The 18689-nt window shown below is 68.7% G+C and carries 17 protein-coding genes and 1 pseudogene; 3 read left to right on the forward strand and 15 right to left on the reverse strand.

Features of this window, described 5'->3' with window-relative positions; genetic code table 11:
* The 5 genes from IEZ09_RS26290 to IEZ09_RS26310 form a co-directional block, all read right to left on the reverse strand.
* A partial coding sequence (locus IEZ09_RS26290; RefSeq protein ID WP_189256438.1) for an HNH endonuclease signature motif containing protein occupies positions 1-1221 on the reverse strand: 1221 nt, incomplete at its 3' end.
* 262 nt (positions 1222-1483) lie between these two features.
* Complete coding sequence (locus IEZ09_RS26295; protein ID WP_189256439.1) at positions 1484-3427, reverse strand: alpha-galactosidase; 1944 nt, start codon at positions 3425-3427, stop codon at positions 1484-1486.
* Complete coding sequence (locus IEZ09_RS26300; protein WP_189256440.1) at positions 3424-4233, reverse strand: carbohydrate ABC transporter permease; 810 nt, start codon at positions 4231-4233, stop codon at positions 3424-3426. The genes IEZ09_RS26295 and IEZ09_RS26300 overlap by 4 nt, the downstream gene beginning before the upstream one ends.
* Position 4234: 1 nt before the next feature.
* Positions 4235-5059: a carbohydrate ABC transporter permease gene (locus IEZ09_RS26305; RefSeq protein ID WP_189256441.1), complete on the reverse strand. Its 825-nt coding sequence runs from the start codon at positions 5057-5059 to the stop codon at positions 4235-4237.
* A 2-nt stretch (positions 5060-5061) separates the two neighbouring features.
* The gene (locus IEZ09_RS26310) at positions 5062-6324 is read right to left on the reverse strand and encodes an ABC transporter substrate-binding protein (protein WP_189256442.1); all 1263 of its coding nucleotides are present in this window, start codon (positions 6322-6324) and stop codon (positions 5062-5064) included.
* Positions 6325-6401: 77 nt separating this feature from the next.
* Here IEZ09_RS26310 and IEZ09_RS26315 point away from each other — a divergent pair, with 77 nt between their 5' ends.
* The gene (locus IEZ09_RS26315) at positions 6402-7088 is read left to right on the forward strand and encodes a FadR/GntR family transcriptional regulator (RefSeq protein ID WP_189256443.1); all 687 of its coding nucleotides are present in this window, start codon (positions 6402-6404) and stop codon (positions 7086-7088) included.
* Between the two features lie 76 nt (positions 7089-7164).
* On the forward strand, positions 7165-8088 hold the full coding sequence (gene sph / locus IEZ09_RS26320) for a sphingomyelin phosphodiesterase (RefSeq protein ID WP_189256444.1): 924 nt from the start codon (positions 7165-7167) through the stop codon (positions 8086-8088).
* Here the strand turns inward: sph and IEZ09_RS26325 are convergent.
* A complete protein-coding gene (locus tag IEZ09_RS26325) occupies positions 8081-8392 on the reverse strand; it encodes a DUF6968 family protein (RefSeq protein ID WP_189256445.1) in 312 nt (103 codons plus the stop codon). The genes sph and IEZ09_RS26325 overlap by 8 nt on opposite strands.
* A 56-nt stretch (positions 8393-8448) precedes the next feature.
* Between IEZ09_RS26325 and IEZ09_RS26330 the strand changes: the two genes are divergently transcribed.
* Positions 8449-8856 (forward strand): nuclear transport factor 2 family protein, encoded by a 408-nt coding sequence (locus IEZ09_RS26330; protein WP_189256446.1) that lies wholly within the window; start codon positions 8449-8451, stop codon positions 8854-8856.
* On the opposite strand, the gene lysA is transcribed toward IEZ09_RS26330, so the two are convergent.
* The 9 genes and pseudogenes from lysA to IEZ09_RS26375 all read right to left on the reverse strand — a co-directional run bounded on the left by lysA (position 8853) and on the right by IEZ09_RS26375 (position 18619).
* Positions 8853-10166, reverse strand: coding sequence for a diaminopimelate decarboxylase (gene lysA / locus IEZ09_RS26335; protein WP_189256447.1), 1314 nt, complete (start codon positions 10164-10166; stop codon positions 8853-8855). The two genes, IEZ09_RS26330 and lysA, sit on opposite strands and share 4 nt — an antisense overlap.
* Before the next feature lie 105 nt (positions 10167-10271).
* Positions 10272-11039, reverse strand: a complete 768-nt coding sequence (locus tag IEZ09_RS26340; RefSeq protein ID WP_229812972.1) for a family 16 glycosylhydrolase — start codon at positions 11037-11039, stop codon at positions 10272-10274.
* 75 nt (positions 11040-11114) lie between these two features.
* Positions 11115-11793 (reverse strand): annotated as a pseudogene (locus tag IEZ09_RS26345) (response regulator).
* Positions 11793-14309 (reverse strand): sensor histidine kinase, encoded by a 2517-nt coding sequence (locus IEZ09_RS26350; RefSeq protein WP_189256449.1) that lies wholly within the window; start codon positions 14307-14309, stop codon positions 11793-11795. Before IEZ09_RS26350 ends, IEZ09_RS26345 begins: the two are co-directional and overlap by 1 nt.
* Positions 14284-14814: a potassium-transporting ATPase subunit C gene (locus IEZ09_RS26355; RefSeq protein ID WP_189256450.1), complete on the reverse strand. Its 531-nt coding sequence runs from the start codon at positions 14812-14814 to the stop codon at positions 14284-14286. Before IEZ09_RS26355 ends, IEZ09_RS26350 begins: the two co-directional genes overlap by 26 nt.
* A 1-nt stretch (position 14815) precedes the next feature.
* Entirely contained in the window at positions 14816-16765 is a 1950-nt protein-coding gene (gene kdpB, locus IEZ09_RS26360; RefSeq protein ID WP_189256451.1) for a potassium-transporting ATPase subunit KdpB, read from the reverse strand.
* Complete coding sequence (gene kdpA / locus IEZ09_RS26365; protein ID WP_189256452.1) at positions 16762-18384, reverse strand: potassium-transporting ATPase subunit KdpA; 1623 nt, start codon at positions 18382-18384, stop codon at positions 16762-16764. Before kdpA ends, kdpB begins: the two co-directional genes overlap by 4 nt.
* Positions 18384-18485 carry a K(+)-transporting ATPase subunit F gene (gene kdpF, locus IEZ09_RS26370; protein ID WP_189256453.1) on the reverse strand — a complete coding sequence of 34 codons (102 nt, stop codon included), beginning with the start codon at positions 18483-18485 and terminating at the stop codon, positions 18384-18386. The genes kdpA and kdpF overlap by 1 nt, the downstream gene beginning before the upstream one ends.
* Positions 18482-18619, reverse strand: coding sequence for a hypothetical protein (locus IEZ09_RS26375; RefSeq protein ID WP_189256454.1), 138 nt, complete (start codon positions 18617-18619; stop codon positions 18482-18484). The genes kdpF and IEZ09_RS26375 overlap by 4 nt, the downstream gene beginning before the upstream one ends.
* Positions 18620-18689: the final 70 nt, after the last annotated feature.

The raw sequence follows: 18689 nt of genomic DNA on the forward strand, positions 1-18689 counted from the left end.
CACGACATGCCGCCCGAGCTGCACATCTTCGGCAGGGCCGCTTAACTTAGCGGTATTGGGATCCAGCCAGGCCGGTGCGTAGAAGACCGGTAGGCCGTGCTCAATCTTCACTTCCCAGCCGCTGCGGTGGATCAGGGTGTGGTGGTGGCGGCAGAGCAGCACGCCGTTGTCGATGCGGGTGTCTCCGCCGTCGGCCCAGTGGTGAACATGGTGGGCGTCGCAATGCTTCGGTGGACGGCTGCAACCGGGAAACGCACAGCCGTGGTCACGCGCGACCAGGGCCCGGCGGATCCCCACGGTGAACAGCCGCGACCGGCGGCCCACATCGAGCGGCTGCGACCGGCCGCCCATCACCATCGGGATGATTCCCGCACTGCAGGCCAGCTGGCGGACCTGGTCGGCCGGAATCGGTTCGCCGTTGTCCAGCGTCGCCGCTCCCGTCTGCTCGGCCAGGTCCTGGTAGCGCATCGTCAAGGTCAGGGTGACCGGTTCGCCGCCGTGTTCGGGCAGCATGTCGGCGCGCAACGTCAGGTCGACCAGTTCGGCCAGCGCGTCGCCCTGACGCTCGTCGAGCGAACGCGGGTCCGGGCCCTCGTCGGTGGTCGGGCGGGGCTTGGCCAGCGGGTCGAGCAGGGTCGCGAACTTCGCGCCGGTGAGGGCGTCCAGGGTCGCCGCGAGCTTCCAGTGCCCGGTCTTGCTCTGGCGCAGCGTGAGCCGGTTGCCCGCAGGCTCGGGTTCGGGGTCGCGGGGTTCGGGGTCGTTCTGGAACAGCGCGTAGATCAGCCTCTTGCCCAGCACGCGCACCGCGGCGGGCGCGAACTGGCGCGCGTAGTCCACCATCTGCCCCTCGCGCTCAGCAGGCAAAGTCTTCATCGCCTCGGCGACCACCGCAACGTGATCGATCGACACCGCGCCCTCAGCCGCCGCCGCGGCGGCGATCGGAAGCCGGGCGGCGACCTCACTGCCGGTCGGGGTGATCTCACTGCTGAGCAGCGTGGCCTGCTCGACCCAGCGTTTCGCGGTGTTCTTGTCCCAGCGGACCGCATGCCGCAATACGTCCTGCAGATTCTTGTAGCCGAGGTCGGCGGCGGCTCCGCGCCGGTTCAGTTCGGCGATTTTCTGCATGACCGTGTATTCGCGGGCCCGGATTTCCGTCACCTCGTCGACGATGCCGCGCAGCAGCTCGCCGGTCGAGAGGAGAGGAAGGTCGGGGTCGCTCACGTGTTCGACTCTACCGCAAGATCACGAGAATATTACGATCTAAAATGAACACCATCGAGTGAACCGGACCACCGCGTAGCAATGCCACGCTGTTCAAGCGGTAATTTCCGGGAAACCGACCGCCCAAAAGCGACCACGCACGCATGCGATTGGGGCTTGACTTTGGGTGCGAGGTGCCAAGTCAAGCTCCAATCGTCGCGAAGCGGCGATGACGCAACCAAAGCTCGGCAAAGCGCCTACGCAACCACGCTGGGACGCAGGCTCATACGGGCTTGAGCACCACCACGTCGGCGTCGCTGGTCGGCGACCAGTCGAACGGCAGGCCGACGTGGGTCAGGTGCGCGGCGGAGTACACCTCGCCGTTCTCGTCCACATAGGACCGCGCGGTGAGGCCCTTCAGCTTCACGCGGGACGATCGGCCCGGCACCGCCGGTACGCCTGTCAGCGGTCCCGTGTTCCAGGCCAGGACCACCACGCGGTCGGGGGCGGAGTACTGGATCGCGTCGCCCAGCAGGTGCGCCTCGCCGTGGTGCACGACGTCGCGGATCTCCTTGTACCGCTTGATGAGCGTGGACGCCTCATCGCGTTCGCTCCTGGACCAGTGCCGGATGTCGGCGCCGATGCCGAGGACGCCCGCCATGGCCAGGACGAAGCGGAACTTCAGCGAGCGTGGGCGCGGGTCGAACAGGCCCGGGGCGTCGGTCACCCACGACGACATCAGGTGTGGGGCGTGCATGTGCAGGAAGCCCTGTTGGATGCGGAGGCGGTCCAGCGGGGCCGTGTTGTCGCTGGGCCACACCACGTCCACGCGGGCCGTGGTGGCCAGGTCGGTGCGGCCGCCGCCTCCCGCGCAGCCTTCTACCAGCACGTGCGGGTGGTGTGTGCGGAGGTGGTCCAGGATGCGCCAGTAGTTGCGGACGTGGGCGTTGTCCAGGTCGCCAGGGCGTTCGGTGGCGGGGCGGTTCAGGTCCCACTTGAGGTAGCTGATGCGGTGGTCGGTCAGCAGGCGGTCGAGGGTGGAGATCACGAAGTCGTGGACGGCGGGAAGGCCGAGGTTGAGGAGCAGCTGGTTGCGGATCAGCGTGGGCTCGCGGCCTTCCAGCCGGTACACCCAGTCCGGGTGTTCGGCGTGGAGCTGGGACTTCGGGCTCACGCACTCCGGTTCCACCCACAGGCCGAACTCCAGGCCCAGCGACCGCACGTCCTCCACGAACGTGCCGAAGTCCGGGGACTCCGGGTACCAGTCGCCGAGGCCGCCGGTGTCGTCGTGGCGGCCGGTGAACCAGCCGTCGTCGACCACGAAGAGTTCGACGCCGAGATCCGCGGCGATCTGGGCCAGCTCACGCTGTTCCGGGAGCGAGACGTCGAAACCCGTTGCCTCCCAGGAGTTGTAGAGGACCGGTTTGCGCGCGGGCCTCGAGCGCAGGCGGTCGTAGGCGTGCCAGACCCGAGCGAGACCGTCGACGCCGTACGCCAGCGCCACTTCCGGCGTGGTGAAGGTCTCCCCCGGCTCGACCACGACCGGGCCGAGCAGTCCGGCGCGCAGGCGCGTCAGTCCGGACGGCTCGACCTCGGCCGTGATCTCCCAGGAACCGGACCACGCCAGCGACACGCCCCAGGTGTCGTCCACGGACAACCAGGGCGCATAATTGTGCCCGGGGACGCCGTACGAGCTGCCGATTCGGAACCCGCCCGCGGGCAGGGTCACGTGGTCCAGCTGGAACTCGCGTGCCCATTCACCGTGCAGAAAGGACAGTCGCGGGGACGAGACCGGCAGGCAGACACCGGCCGATCCCACGCGGTCCAGACGCAACGGTGCGGTGGAGGTGTTGGTGATCTCGACCCAGCGGCACAGCACGTCGACGGTGCGTTCTGGGCGGTAGCAGAGCACGGCGCGGAACCCGGCGATCTTGTCGGCGAACGCCAGGCGCAGCACGCCGCCTGCCTCGGTGGCGCCGGCGAACGTGAACCACGAGTCGCCGGGCAGTTCCAGGTCGGCGCCGGTGAACGGGCGTTGGCCGCGTGGCGCGTACTCGATCGGGGCCGCGTCGGCCTCGGTGATGAAGTGGATCTCGCCGAGGTTCTTGAGTGGTGAAGGGCCTGCTTCTACGCCGTGCGGGCCCCACGCCACCAGTTCCGCCCAGCGGCCGCCGGGTTCGACGGCCACTGTGTAGGAGGTGGTCGCCATGCGGAGGGTCCAGGTCATTTCACAGCTCCCACCGCGAGTCCGGAGATGAAGTGCCGCTGGAACCGCAGGAACACCGCCACGGTCGGGATCGCCGCGATCACCGAGCCCGCCGCGATGACGTTCCAGTTCGACACGTACTGGCCCTGCAACGCCAGCAGTGCTGGTGTCACCGGCATGACGGACGACGAGCGCAGCACGGTGATCGCCCACAGCAGGTCGTTGAAGATCCAGGTGAACGCCAGCGCCGCCAGCGCGGCGAGAGCGGGCCTGGTCATCGGCAGCACGATCCGCCAGAAGATCTGCACCGGGCCCGCGCCGTCGATGGTGGCAGCCTCTTGGACCTCGTTCGGCATGGCGCGCATGAAGCCCTGCAGCACGAACGTGTAGAAGCCGAGACCGAAGCCCACCTGCACGACGATCAGCGCGATCAGCGTGTCGTAGATGCCGAGGAGCTCGGTCAGCTTCGACACCGGTACCAGCAGGATCTGCGGTGGTAACAGGTTGCCCGCCAGCATCAGCAGGACGATCGTGCGGCGGCCGGGGATCTCGAAGCGGCTCAACGCATACGCCGCGGCTGCACTCAGCGCCAGCGACAGGAACACCGTCGGCACCGTGACGAGCACGCTGTTCCACATCGCGCCCGCACCGCCGTTGGTCCACGCGTCAGCGAACCCGGCCAGCGTGAACGACCGGGGGAACGACCCGAGGCCGTTGGCGGCGATGTCGTCGAACGAACGAAAAGCAGTGTTGATCACCGCGGCGATCGGCAGGAGCCAGAGCACGGAGATCGTGCCCGCCACGGCGTGGAAGACGCGATTGGACATCTCAGTTCTCCCGGAACGCGCGGACGAGATAGGTCACGATCACGCCGAACGCCAGCACGAAGATCACGACCGCCAGCGCACTGGCGTAGCCGAGCTTCAAGGACTGGAACGCGGTCGCGTACATGTACGTGCTGAGCAGCTCGGACGAGTGGTAGGGCCCGCCGCGCGTCATCGACCACACCACGTCGAACGACCGCAGCGAGTCGATCACGATCACCGACAGCACGACCGAGTTGACCGACCGCAGCTGCGGCCAGGTCACGTGCTGGAACCTCTGCCAGGCCGTGGCACCGTCCAAAGTGGCCGCCTCGTAGAGCCCAGGGTCGATGCCCTTGAGCCCGGCCAGGTACAGCACCATCACGTATCCGGCCTGCCGCCACAGCGCCGGGACCAGCACCGCGTACAGCGCGGTGTCCGGGTCGGCGAGCGGCGAGGAGTCGAACAGCCCACCCGGCTGGTAGAGCATCTGCCAGATCAACGACGTGGCGACCAGCGAGAACACCACGGGCACGAACAACGCCGCCCGGTACACGCCGACGCCACGGCGTTCCTTCTGCAGCAACACCGCGAGCCCGAGGCCGCCGACCGCGGACAGCCCGCCGAACAGCACCAGCCAGATCGCGGTGTTGGTGACGGCGGTGTGGAACACCGGGTCGTCGATCATCCTGGAGAAGTTGCCGGCACCGGCGAACCGGGGCGCGGACACGCCGTCCCAGTTCGTCAGCGCGAGCCAGAAACCCTGCAGCGCGGGCCAGAAGACCCAGAACCCCTCCACGAGCAGCGGGATCAGCACGAACAACAGCAGGATCGGTGGTACCCGGCGCATGATCAGGCCGACCACACCTGCTCGGCGGCTTTCTGCCAGGTCGCGAGGATCGTGTCCAGCTGGTCGGGCTGCTGGAGGAACTTGACGAGCGCGGCGTCGGCGGTGGGTTGCAGCGCGTCGCTGGAGTCGCGGTTGAAGAACTGCGTGATCTCCGCGGCCTCCTCGAGGTGCCGGCGGCCCTTCTTGACCAGTTCGGTGCCGGAGTCCCTGGCCTTCGGGTGCGTGGGCAGGATGGTGCCGGAGGAGTTCCTGATGTAGACCTCCTGGCCCTCCGCCGTCGCCGCGTAGGTCAGGAACTCCTTCAGCTCCTTCACGTGTGGCGACTTCGAGCTCGCGAAGAACCCGTCGGTCGGGCCCTCCTCGGCCAGCGGCACGGCAGGGTCGATGATCGGGAACCGGAAGAAGTCGATGTCGTCGAGCGCGTCCTTCGGTGCCGCGTCGGCGAAGAACGCGCCGGTGAGCAGTATGCCGGTGCGGCCCTGCAGCATCGCGGTCGTGGCCTCCTGGAAGCCGATCGCGGTGCCGTTCGGGTCGGTGTACGGCAGGACTTCGCGCCACGGCGTGAAGATCGCCTTCACCTTCGGATCGTCGAACCGGTGCTTGCCCGCGAGCAGCTCCCGGTGGAACGGCGCTCCGTTGACGCGGATGTTGAAGTAGTCGAACCAGGCCGACGCGGTCCACGGTGAGTCGGACCCGGCGCCCATGCCCAGCGGGATGACGCCCTTGCCCTGCAACGACTTGCACAGCTCGACGAACTCGGCCCAGGTCTTCGGCGGGGTGACGCCCCACTTGGCGAAGTTCGACTTGCGGTAGAAGAAGCTCCACCAGTAGGTGGTGGTCGGCACGAAGACCTTGCCGCTCAACGTCCTGTACGCCTGCGGATAGTCGCCCATGGTCTGCCAGACGTCGCTGACGTCGAGCAGCAGCCCCTTCTCCTCGTAACCCTTGAGCAGCGAGCCGGGGTACCACGTGAAGAGGTCGGGCGGGTTGGCCGAGGTGAGGTAGCTCGGCAGCTGGGTGCGGAAGGTCTCCGACGCCACGGTGTTGACCGAGGCCTGCGAACCCTTCCTGTCGTTGAACGCCTTGACCAGCGCCTCGATCGCCGCCTTCGCCGCGGGCGCCGAGAGGTTCGACTGGATCGAGACCGTGCCCGCGGTCTGCGCGACCGGGCCGGAGGACGCCGACGTGGCGCAGGAAGCCGTGCTGCTGACCAGCAAACCTGCACCCGCGGCAGCGGTGACGCGGAGGAAGTGACGCCTGTCCATGGCCGACAAGACTGCGCCGCGATCATGATCAAGTCAAGAATAATTCATAATTTATGAGTGCCGTATGATCTGGCCCCATGAGCGAGAAACGGCTGCGGGGCGTGCACGGCCAGACCGTCGAGGCGCTGGCGGGCCGGATCCTGGCCGGCGAGATCGGCGAAGGCGACACCCTCGACCTCCCGGCGTTGCGCGAAGAACTCGACGTGTCGCTGACGGCCCTGCGCGAGGCGCTGAAGGTGCTGACGGCCAAGGGCATGATCGACGCCAGGCAGAAGCGCGGGACGTTCGTGCAGCCGCGCTCGTCGTGGAACCTGCTCGACACCGACGTGATGCGCTGGCAGACCCAGGCCGGCTCGGACCACGGCCTGTTCGGCGAGCTCACCGAGATGCGGGTGATCGTCGAACCCGCCGCCGCCCGGCTCGCCGCCGAACGCGCGACGGACGCGGACGTCGAGGCCCTCGCCGCCGCCGTGGAACGGATGGCCTCGGCACGCGACCTGGCCGCGACCGTCCGGGCAGACCTCGACTTCCACCGGCTGCTCATGGCCGCCACGCACAACACGTTCCTGACCCAGGTCGAACGGATCATCGCGATCGGCCTGGCCGAACGGGACAAGCTCGTGCACGGGACCGTGGAGGACGACCCGGTGCCGTCCCACCGCGCTGTTCTCGACGCGATCACGGCCCGCGACCCCGAGGCCGCCTACGCCGCGATGCGGGCGCTGGTCGACAAGTCGGGCGCGGACCTCGACCGGTTGCGCTGACGTTCATCAACGCTTGATCGATACGACACGCCCGCCCGGTTGTGAATGATTCTCACGTCCTTCACCATCGGGCCCCATGCGCCTGATCACGCTCGCCGCCGCCGTCGCGCTCACGATCCCGGCCGCACCCGCGGTCGCGGCACCGGCCGCCCCGAGGATCGCCACCCACAACGTGTTCATGCTGTCCCGCAACCTCTACCCGAACTGGGGGCAGGTGACGCGGGCCGACCTGATCGACAGCACCGGCGTGCTGACCGGTCAGGACGTCGTCGTGCTGCAGGAGGCGTTCGACAACACCGCCTCCGACCGCCTGCTCGCCAACCTGCGCGACACCTACCCGCACCAGACGCCGGTGCTGGGCCGCAGCACCGCAGGATGGGACGTCACCTCGGGCGCGTACCGCGACTCGACGCCGGAGGACGGCGGGGTCGCGGTGCTGAGCCGGTGGCCGATCACCACGCGGGTGCAGCACGTCTACCGCGACGCGTGCGGCGCGGACTGGTTCTCCAACAAGGGTTTCGCGTACGTGCGGGTCGAGGCGCCGACCGGGCCGCTGCACGTGATCGGCACCCACATGCAGGCAGAGGACTCCGCTTGCACCAGCGCTCCGGCCGGGTATCGCACGAAGCAGCGTGCCGAGATCAGGTCGTTCCTGGCCGCGCGGAACATCCCGGCGTCCGAACCCGTGTACGTGGCGGGCGACATGAACGTCGTCAAGGCGAGTGACGAGTTCCCGCGGATGGTCGCCGACCTTGGCGCCGCGACGCCGGAGATCACCGGGCACCCGTTCTCGTGGGACTGCGCGGACAACAGCGTCTGCCGCGACCAGTACGGGCCAGAGTACGCCTCCGAGCACCTCGACTACGTGCTCACGGTCCAGGGGCCGGTGCTGCGCAACGAGACCCGGCGGGTGAAGAGTCCCGAGTGGTCGACCTGGTCGTGGGGGCGCAAGTACACCTACACCGACTTCTCGGACCACTACCCCGTTTTCGCTAGCTGAGCACGGGAGCGACGGTCAGGCCGAGCTCGGGCATGCCCAGCCAGTCGAGGGTGCCGCCCGACTCGGCCAGCTTCACCCGCACCGCGTAGACGCTGAGCAGCAACGCCTGCAACGAGTCCACTCCGTACGCGGCACCGACCGAGTCGTCGCCGAGACCGGCGATCTGATGTGGACAGACCCAGTCGCCGTTGCCGCTCAACGGATCGGGGCGCGGGGCACCGAACCTGATCACCACCTCGAAGTGCGATCCGTCCGGTGCCACGCCCTCGATCTGTCGTTCCGCGACGACTTCTCCCAGCTCCATGCTCTCAGCCTAGTGCGGCGACCGGCCGAACGGCCGAACCTGGTAAGGGTGGAGGCATGTCAACGCAAGAGACCCGTGCCGTGATCGCCGAGTTCGACCGCCTGCTGAAGGCCTGGGACGTGGACGGCCTGGCCGCACTGTTCGCCGAGGAAGTGGACTGGGAGATCCCCGGCGACACCGCCACCGTGCCGTGGATCGGCAAGCGCACCACTCGGGCCGAGGTCCGCGCCTTCTACGCCGAGGACGTGCCGAAGTACCTGACGCCGGACCGGTTCGACGTCGACGCCACGCTGGTGGACGGCGAGCTGGCCGTCCGCACCGGAGACCTCCGCTCGCAGGTCCAGGCCACCGGGAAGTGGATCGAGACGCGGTTCGTGCAGGAGTTCACCGTCCAGAACGGCCAGATCACGCGCTATCTGATGCACGAGGACAGCTGGCTGGTCGCCGAAGCGGTCAAGCCCTAGGCGTAACGGCGCAACAGGTCCTCCTCGGTCTCGCGCCGCACGATCGGCCGCGCCGTCCCGTCCGCCACCGCGACGACGGGCGGCCGGCCGACCTGGTTGTAGTTCGAGGCCAGCGCGTGGTGGTACGCGCCCGTCGCCGGTACCGCGAGCACGTCGCCCGCGTGCACGTCGGCGGGCAACGGCACGTTCTCCGCCAGCACATCACCCGCCTCGCAGTGGCGTCCGACGACGGTCACCGGGTGCAGCTTCCCGCCGCGGCCAACGAGTCGAACCACGTATTGAGCGCCGTACAGCGCGGGCCGCGGGTTGTCGCTCATGCCGCCGTCGACGGCCACGAACGTGCGGCTGACACCACGCTTGACCGCGCACACCCGGTACAACGTCACGCCCGCGTTGGCGACGATCGCGCGACCCGGCTCGACGAGCACGCGCGGCACCGGGACGCGGTGCAGCCTGCATTCGTAGTTCAACGTGCCGCGAACCCGTTGGGCGAAGCCGAAAAGGTCGAACGACGGCTCCCCCGGCAGGTACGGCGCGCAGAAACCACCGCCGAGGTCGAGCTGCTCGATGCGGACACCGCAGGAGGCGATCAGCCCGACCATGCGCCGCACGGCTTCCTCGTACGACGCGACGTGGCGGACCTGCGAGCCGATGTGGCAGTGCAGGCCGACGAGCCGCAGCGAAGGCTGCTCGACCACCCGCAGAACGGCCTCCAGAGCAGCACCGGAAGCCAGTGAGAAACCGAACTTCTGGTCTTCCACACCGGTCGCGATGGCAGCGTGGGTGTGTGCGTCGACGCCGGGCGTCACGCGGATCATGACATGCTGGCCGTGCCGCGCGAGAGCGCCGAGCTGGGCGATCTCGTCGAACGAGTCGACCACGATCCGGGAGACGCCGTACTCCAGCGCGGCCTTGAGGTCCTCGCCGGTCTTCACGTTGCCGTGCAGGACGATGCGCGACGCCGGGAAGCCCGCGGCCCGCGCCAGGGCGAGCTCGCCGGCGGACGACACGTCGAGCGACAGACCGAGAGAGGCCATCCACCGGTAGACCTCGGGGCAGGGCAACGACTTGCCCGCGAACACGACCTCGGCGTCCGGCAGAGCGGCGGTGAAGGCCTGGGCGCGGCGTCGCACGGTCATCTCGTCCAGCACCTGGCACGGCGTGCCGAACTGGGCGGCCAGGCGCGTGGCGGGGACTCCACCGATGACGAGGTCCGAGCCGGACACGTGCGTCCCGTCCGGCCACAGACCCTCTTCCAGCACCGGCTCGGTGGAACACCCGATGCTGGGCAACAACTCCGCGAGTGTCATGACCTGATTGCACGCCGGAAGAACCTCGGTTCCCAGCGCTCGGACGAGACTCTGACACTCACGGCGCGAGCCTTGACGCGATCCTGACGAGCGCGGTGGCCCAGCTCACGGACGGGTCCACACCGCCACGTAGTCCACGGCCATCGACCGGCCCGGCGTGGTCTGCGGGGTCGGGGTGGCCCGGCCGGCCACGCCGTTGGGGAACGCGCCGCCCATCGCCACGTTCAGCAGGATGAAGTAGCCCTGGTGGGACGTCATGTTGTTCCAGGTGGTGGCGTCCATCTGGTTCTGCCGCACGGTGTGGAACTGCTGGCCGTCGACGTACCAGCGCAGCTGGTTGGGGCTGACCGAGCGGTCCCACTCGAAGCGGTAGGTGTGGAACGCGGACTGGCAGGCCGAGCCGGGGCAGGCACGGGACGCGCCCAGACCGTTGGTCTCGTTGCAGGGACCGCCGGGGTTGACGCCGCAGTGCAGAACGCCCCAGACGCTGTTGATGCCGTTGACGTTCTCCATGATGTCGAACTCGCCGATGGACGGCCAGTTCCAGTAGTTGCCGCGGTACGGCGCGCCCAACGCCCAGAACGCGGGCCAGTAGCCCAGCGCGCCGGTGCCGTCCAGGCGCAGGTTGGCGCGGTCGTTGGTGTAGCGCTGGATCTCGCCGGTACCCCAGTTGCCGGGACCTCCCGGATAGCCGTGGCCGGTGTCCACGATCCAGTTGTTCGCGTTGGGTGCCGAGTTGTTCGGACCGGTGAAGTCGTCCGACCAGGCCAGGGTCCAGCCGGGCGGAGTCGGTGGGACCGCTGCCTGGGCGGTGCCGGACAGCGGGAGTGCCAGCAGGAGGCCCAGCAGGGCGTACCGCAGTTTTCGAGCCACGATGATGACCTCTCTGTCACGATCGTGCGGCGGCTGACGTCCATGGAAGCGCTCTCACGCCCTGGAAGTCAACCGTCAGAGTTCCAGCCGGTACCCCATCCCGGGCTCGGTGATCAGGTGACGCGGGTGAGCCGGGTCGTCCTCCAGCTTCCGCCGCAGCTGGGCGAAGTAGACCCGCAGGTACTGCGACTCGTTGAGGTGCATCGGCCCCCACACGTCCTGCAGCAGCTGCTTCTGCGACACGAGCCGGCCGGGGTTGCGCGCCAGGATCTCCACGAGCCCCCACTCGGTCGGCGTCAGGTGCACCTCGCGTCCGTCCCGCCGCACCTTCTTCACCGCCAGGTCGACGACGAACGACGAGGTCTCGACAACCGGATCGCCGCCCTCGCGCGCCAGGCCCCGTCGCACGGCGGCACGCAGCCGGGCCAGCAGCTCGTCCATCCCGAACGGTTTGGTCACGTAGTCGTCGGCGCCCGCGTCGAGGGCCTCGACCTTGGCCGCGGAGTCGGTGCGGGCGGACAGCACGATGATCGGGATCGTGGACCAGCCGCGCAGACCGGCGATCACGTCCACGCCGTCGAGGTCGGGCAGGCCGAGGTCGAGCACGACGACGTCGGGTTTGCCCTCCACCGCGACGCCCAGGGCGGACTTGCCGTCATACGCCGTCATCACGTCGTATCCGCGCGCGCTGAGATTGATCCTCAACGCGCGGACGATCTGCGGTTCGTCCATCGACCACCAGCACTGACGTCATCATGACTCCTCGTGGGCGGGCAACGAGATCACGATGGTGAGCCCGCCGCCCGGTGTGTCCTCTGCGCTGATCTCACCGCCCATGGCGGCGGTGAAGCCCTTCGCGACGCTCAGCCCGAGCCCGACACCCGGCGTCGCGTCGCGGTCACCGAGTCGTTGGAAGGGCGCGAAAACCTTGTCCCCCGCCCGCTTCGGCAGGCCCTTGCCGTGGTCGACGACCCGCAGCTCGACCGACGAGCCGTGGCGGCTGGCCCTGATCGCGACCGGTCCCGGGGTGCCGTGCCGCACCGCGTTGTCCACGACGTTCGCGACGACGCGTTCCAGCAGGCCCAGATCGGCGAGCACGGGCGGCAGATGTTCGTCCACCTCAACGGAAACCGCGTGCCGTTCCTCGACACCGGCCAGCGCCCGCGCCACCGCCTCGTAGTAGCTGACCGGCCGCAACAGCGGTTCCACCGACCCGGTCGCGAGCCGCGAGGAGTCCAGCAGGTTGTCGACCAGCCCGGTCAGCCGGTCCGCCGACTCCTCGACGGTCGCCATCAGCTCCTTCACGTCCTCTGTGGACAAAGGCAGCGTGTCGTCGCGCAGGCTGCCGATCGCGGCCTTGATCGACGTCAACGGCGTCCGCAGGTCGTGCCCGACGGCCGAGAGCAACGCGGTGCGCAGCTCGGTCGTCTCGACCTTGCGCTGGGCGTCGCGGGCCTCGTCGGCCATGCGCTGCTGCCGCAACGCCATCAGTGCCTGTCCCGCGGCCGCCTCCAGCACCCGCTGATCGCTCGCGGGCAGGGTCCGTCCGCGCAACACCAGGTGCACGTCCGACGTCACCATGACGTCGGCATCGCCCTCGTCCGGTTCGTCGCACGGACGCGGTCCCACGCAGGCGACCCGTTGCCAGGCGCTGCCACGGCGTTCCAGCAGCGCGACCGACTCCAGACCGAAGTTCTCCCGGATCTTCTCCAGCAACCGTGCCAGCGGATACGGCGAGGTCAGCACCGTCCGGGCGTAGGAGGCGAGCAGCGCGGCCTCGGTCCGGGCGCGTGCTCCCTGCTCGGCGAGCCGTGCCGCGCGGTCCACGGTCAGCGCCACCACGGTCGCCACGACGACCATGGCCACCAGCGTGGTCACGTTCTCCGGGCTGTTCACCGCCAGGCTGTAGTACGGCTCGGTGAAGAAGAAGTTCAGCAGCCCGGCGCCGAAGAACGCGCACACCAACGCGGGACCGAGTCCGCCCGCAATCGCTACCACGCACGTGACCAGCAGAAACGCGACCAGGTCCGTGGAGTAGTCGACGTCGTCGCGCCACAGCATGCCGAGCCCGGTGACCGCCACGGGCAGCACCAGCGCCAGCGTCCAGCCGATCAGCCTGCGCCGCAACGACAACGGGTCCGTGCCGATCTTCCACCGCAGTCCGCGCCTGGCCTCGTCGTGCGTGACCATGTGCACGTCGATTGCGCCGGACTCCTGCACCACGGCCGCGCCGATGCCCTCGTCGAACGCCCGCGCGAGCCGTGACCTGCGGGACGTTCCCAGGACGAGCTGCGTGGCGTTCACCCCGCGGGCGAACTCCAGCAGCGCCGTCGGCACGTCGTCACCGACGACGGAGTGGAACGTGGCGCCGACGTCCTCGGTGATCTTGCGCGAGCGGGCGATGTGCTCGGGCGTCACGCCGGTGAGGCCGTCACCGCGCATCACGTGCACGACCAGCAGCTCGGCCCCGGCCCGCACGGCGATCCGCCGGGCCCGCCGGATCAGCGTCTCGCTCTCCGGGCCGCCGGTGATCGCGGCGACGACGCGTTCCCTGGTCTCCCAGGTGTCGGTGATCGACTTCTCGCTGCGGTAGCGCTGCAACGCCACGTCGACCTGGTCGGCCACCCACAGCAGGGCCAGCTCGCGCAACGCCGTCAGGTTGCCGAGCCGGAAGTAGTTGCCCAGCGCGGCATCGATCTTGTGGGCGGCGTAGACGTTGCCGTGGGCGAGCCGGCGGCGCAGCGCCTCCGGGGTGATGTCGACCAGCTCGACCTGTTCGGCGCGGCGGACCACCTCGTCGGGCACGGTTTCCCGTTGCCGCACACCGGTGATCCGCTCCACGACGTCGTTGAGCGACTCCAGGTGCTGCACGTTGACCGTGGACAGGACGTCGATGCCCGCCTCGAGCAGCTCCTCGACGTCCTGCCAGCGCTTCTCGTTGCGCGATCCCGGCGCGTTGGTGTGCGCGAGCTCGTCGATCACCGCGACCTCGGGCCTGCGCGCGAGGATCGCGTCCACGTCCATTTCGGACACTTCCACGCCGCGATGCCGCAGCACCTTGCGCGGCACGACTTCCAGGCCGTGGAGCAGCGAGGCGGTCTTCTCGCGGCCGTGGGTCTCGACGAGTCCCACGACCACCTCGGTGCCGCGCTCCCGGCGCCGGTGAGCCTCGCCGAGCATGGCGAAGGTCTTGCCGACGCCGGGAGCGGCGCCGAGGTAGATCCTCAGCTCTCCCCGGCGACCATCAACGAGTGGCTGCGTCGATGGCACGGTTCAACGCAGTCACGTTGACGGTGGTGGTGAAGGTCCCTCCGGTGCTGGCCGCGACCAGCTCCCGGACCTTCTCCACGGACAGCCCGGACGCGCGCGCCACGCGGGGCACCTGCAACGCCGCGTACTCCGGGCTGATGTTCGGGTCGAGACCGGACGCCGAGGCGGTGACGGCGTCCTGCGGCACCTGGCTCTCCGCCACGCCCTCGCGCTGGGCCACCGCCGTCCGGCGTTCGTCGATCACCTTGGTGTAGTCGGAGTTCAGCTCCCCCTTGTTCGAGCCACCGGACGCGGGCAGCGTCGCGGCGGACGGGCGCGGCACGAAGTACCTGTCGCCTTCCCGCGTGACGGCGACGAGCGTGGTGTCGACCGCCTCGGCGTTGGCGTGCAGACCGGGGAGGCGCGAGACGCCCCACACCGCCAGCGGGTACAGCACCCCGAGGAGCACCGTGAGGGCGAGCAGGATCCGCAGGCCCGCCCACGACTGCTTCAGAAAGTTGTCCATGTCAGCCGATCCCGGGGATGAGTCGCACGAGCAGGTCGATCAGCCAGATCCCGGCGAACGGCGTCACGACGCCGCCGAGGCCGTAGATCAGCAGGTTGCGCCGCAGCAACGCCGACGCGCTGGCCGGCCGGTAGCGGACGCCCTTCAGAGCCAGCGGGATCAGCGCCACGATGATCACCGCGTTGAAGATCACCGCCGACAGGATCGCGGACTGCGGCGTGGCCAGGTGCATGATGTTGAGCTTGTTCAGCGCCGGGTAGATCGCCGCGAACATGGCGGGCAGGATCGCGAAGTACTTCGCCAGGTCGTTCGCCACGGAGAACGTCGTCAGCGCTCCGCGCGTGATCAGCAGCTGCTTGCCGATCTCCACGATCTCGATGAGCTTGGTCGGGTCCGAGTCGAGGTCGACCATGTTGCCGGCCTCCTTCGCGGCCGACGTGCCGGTGTTCATCGCGACACCGACGTCCGCCTGCGCCAGCGCGGGCGCGTCGTTGGTGCCGTCACCGGTCATCGCGACCAGGCGGCCGCCCTCCTGCTCCTGGCGGATCAGGGCCATCTTGTCCTCGGGCTTGGCCTCGGCCAGGAAGTCGTCGACGCCCGCCTCCTCGGCGATGGCCTTGGCGGTCAACGGGTTGTCGCCGGTGACCATGACCGTGCGGATGCCCATCGCGCGCAGCTCGGCGAAGCGTTCCTTCATGCCGGGCTTCACGACGTCGGACAGCCGGATGATGCCGAGCACCGTGGCGTTCTCCGCGACGACGAGCGGGGTACCGCCCTGTGCGCTGATCTCGTCCACGATCTCGCGGGCCGTGTCGCTCAGCTCGAACGCGGACGCCGCGCCCTTGCGGATGCTGCGGCCGTCGAGGTCGATGCCGCTCATCCTGGTCTGCGCGGTGAACGGGACGAACTCGCCGGTCTTCTCGTGGTGGGTCGCGGGTTCCCCGCCCGCGAGCTCCAGGATGCTGCGACCCTCCGGCGTCTCGTCGGCCAGGCTCGCGAGCCGCGCCGCCGCCACGAGCGTCTCGGTGGACGTCGCCCCGACCGCGATGAACTCCGTCGCGCGACGGTTGCCCCACGTGATGGTGCCGGTCTTGTCCAGCAGCAACGTGTCGATGTCACCGGCGGCCTCGACCGCCTTGCCGGACGTCGCCAGCACGTTGCGCTGCACCAGCCGGTCCATGCCCGCGATGCCGATCGCGGACAGCAACGCGCCGATCGTCGTCGGGATCAGGCAGACCACCAACGCGGTCAGCACGATCACCGACTGCTCGCCACCGGAGTAGATCGCGAACGGCTGCAGCGCGACGACCGCGAGCAGGAAGATGATCGTCAGCGTCGACAGCAGGATCGTCAGCGCGATCTCGTTCGGCGTCTTCTGCCGTTCCGCTCCCTCGACCAGCGCGATCATCCTGTCCACGAAGGACTCACCTGGCTTCGTCGTGATCCGGACGACGATCCGGTCGGACAGCACCGTCGTGCCGCCCGTGACCGCAGACCGGTCGCCACCGGACTCGCGGATCACCGGCGCGGACTCGCCCGTGATGGCCGACTCGTCCACGGTCGCGATGCCCTCGACGACGTCACCGTCACCGGGAATGATCTCGCCCGCCTCGACGACGACCAGGTCACCGATCTTGAGCTCGGTGCCGGCGACGACGTCACCGTTCACGAGCCGGGCGACGGCGTCCTTCTTGGTCTTGCGCAGCGAGGCGGCTTGCGCCTTGCCACGGCCCTCGGCGACGGCCTCCGCGAGGTTCGCGAACAACACCGTGAACCACAGCCACAGCGCCACCGAGACGGTGAAGACGCTGGGGTCGGTGACGGCGAAGACCGTGACCAGCACCGATCCGGCCCAGACGACGAACATCACCGGGTTGCGCAGCTGGTGGCGGGGGTCGAACTTGCGGAACGCGTCGGGCACCGCGTCCTTGAGATGAGCCCGTGTGATCACTGCAGTGCCTCCGCGATGGGGCCGAGAGCGAGAGCGGGAACGAACGTGAGCGCGGCGACCAGGACGATCGCGCCGGTCAGCAGGCTCGCGAAGAGCGGCCCGGTGGTGGGCAGCGTGCCCGCCGTGACCGGCACCTTCTTCTGCGCCGCCAGGGATCCGGCCAGCGCCAGCACGGCGACGATCGGGATGAACCGGCCGAACAGCATGCACAGGCCGAGCGACGACTGGAACCAGTCGCTGGTCACCGTGATGCCGCCGAACGCCGACCCGTTGTTGTTCGACGCCGACGCGTAGGCGTAGAGGATCTCCGACAGCCCGTGCGAGCCGGGGTTGTTCAACGCTCCCTGCGTGCTGGGAAGAATCGCCGTGATGCCCGCGCCGATCAGCAGCACCGTCGGCATCGCGAGGATCGACACCGCCGCGGCCGTGACCTCCTTGCGCCCCAGCTTCTTGCCCAGGTACTCCGGCGTGCGGCCGACCATCAGACCGGCCAGGAACATCGCGATGATCGCCATCACCAAGATGCTGTAGATGCCGGTGCCGACGCCGCCCGGCGTCATCTCGCCGAACAGCATGTTCAGCAACGCGCCACCGCCACCGAGGCCGGTGTAGCTGTCGTGCAACGAGTTGACCGCGCCGGTCGACGTGCCGGTCGTGGCGTTCGCGAAGATCGCGCTGCCCGCGATGCCGAAGCGGAGTTCCTTGCCCTCCCACGGCCTGAGCCCGCTCGCCTCCGCACCCCAGATGACCGCGAGCATCGCGGTCCAGATCGTGGCCATGACGCCCAGCAGCACGTACCCCTGCTTGTTCTGCTTCACCAGCTGACCGAACGTGCGGGTGAGCGCGACCGGGATCACCAGGAGCAGGAAGATCTCGAGGAGGTTGGTCCACTCGTTCGGGTTCTCGAACGGGTGCGCGGAGTTCGCGTTGAGAACGCCGCCGCCGTTGGTGCCGAGTTCCTTGATGGCCTCCTGGCTCGCGACGGGAGCGTTCACGATGGCCTGCCCGTCGACGTCCACTCCGGACTTGAGGCTCATCGTGACGCCGAGCGCGATCAGCACGATCGCGAACACGAACGAGAGCGGCAGCAGGATCCGGAAGGTGCCGCGGACGAGGTCGACCCAGAAGTTGCCGAGCCGGTCGGTCTGGTGCCGCACGAAACCGCGGATGAGAGCCACCGCCACGGCCAGTCCCACCGCCGCGGAGACGAAGTTCTGCACCGTCAGGCCGATCATTTGGACCGCGTGGCCCATGACGGCTTCCGGCACGTACGACTGCCAGTTCGTGTTGGTCACGAAGCTGATGGCGGTGTTGAACGCCATGCCGGACGGGACGTTGCCGCGGCCGAAGTCGAACGGCAGCAACGACTGCAGGCGCTGGATCACGTACAGGAAGACGATGCCGACGAACGAGAAGCCCAGCACGCCGTACGCGTAGGTGCTCCACTTCTGCTCGCCGTCGGGATCGATCCGGGCGAAGCGGTAGACGGCTTTTTCGAGCTTCGAGTGGCTCTTCGCCTCGAAGACGCGAGCCATGTGGTCGCCGAGGGGCCGGTACGCGGCCGCCAGGGCCGCGACGAGGACGCCGACCTGAACCAGGCCGGCCACGAGAGGTGACATCAGAACTTCTCCGGCCTGATGAGTGCGATGAACAGGTAGACGATCAGCAGGAGCGCGAGGAGGCCCGCGACGGCGTTCGCGACGAGACCCGTGCCGCTCACAACTTCTCCAGTCCACGCACAGTCAGGGCCAGCACGACGAAACTCCCGATCAGCAGCAACGCGTAGGCCATGTCGGCCATGACGCCGCTCCCTTCAACGACGAGGTTTTTCTTGTGACGCCCGGAAGCGTGCATCAGGAAATCCCTGATCAGGCGGCGCCTGACAACGTCCTTACGGCGTTGGGGGCGGCCCTTACGCGTTCTT

It is taken from the genome of Lentzea flava (assembly GCF_014648475.1).
Lineage (GTDB): Bacteria > Actinomycetota > Actinomycetes > Mycobacteriales > Pseudonocardiaceae > Lentzea > Lentzea flava.